Consider the following 867-nt stretch of genomic DNA (forward strand, 5'->3'; position numbering starts at 1 on the left):
TTGCTAATAAGCTCTAAATTGTTACAAATATTATAAAGCTGTAACATTGCCAAAAGGAATAGTAGATGAGAGATCTGACTCCCGAATATTTGCTAGCCGCTTTACGACAAGCGATTAAAACAAAGGGGCTAACATATCGAGAGCTCTCTGAAAAAATGGGCATGCCATTGTCCACTTTTAAGAGACATTTAACCAGTACCAACCTCGCGTTAGATAAACTGCTTGAATACTGTCGTGCGATTGACTGTACATTGGATGAATTGCAAAAGTTAGCCAATCAGTTGCAAGGTGAAGATGAAGATTATTTTAGTCGAACACAAGATGAAGTGTTTTTTCAGTTCCCACATCTTTACGATTTTTATCGTGAACTGAGGATGTTGCGCGGAAAAGATGGATACACAATTTTAAAGAAGAAATACGACTTATCAGAGCAAAGCATGTCTGATTATCTGGGTGCACTAGAGTTGCTAGACCTTGTTTACGTAGATGAAAACAAAAGTATTACGTTGCACGGCCCGCTGTACTACAGCTACGCAGAAAACTCGAAGTTAAACGATAAGTACACCGAGATAATCAAAGAGCAAACAACGACACATGATAAATGTGTTCGTGTTGCTTTGGCGCGAATGAAAATTACGGAAGAACAGTTGCTGGAGCTTGAAGATCAAGTAGCGAAAACGGTGATTGATTTTCCCTCGAAGAATGTTGGCGCTGAAAACTTTAATGTTTCCGACTTCACAAACGTAGTTCTACTTGCTGGGCCACATCAACCAGTGACATTCTCTGATGGAATTGTAGAAACAGAATCTCGTTTTATTGACGATATTCGCTACGCAATTGCAGCAGCAGGGGATAAACCAAGCCTTA

1 protein-coding gene is annotated in these 867 nt (G+C 39.8%); it reads left to right on the forward strand.

Going from position 1 to position 867, the window contains the following annotated elements:
- Nucleotides 1-65 precede the first annotated feature (65 nt).
- Nucleotides 66-867, forward strand: an 802-nt coding sequence (locus R7O13_RS25345; RefSeq protein WP_318305005.1) for a helix-turn-helix transcriptional regulator, incomplete at its 3' end; no start/stop codon positions are given.

The sequence above is a fragment of the Vibrio sp. Y176 genome, assembly GCF_033438945.1.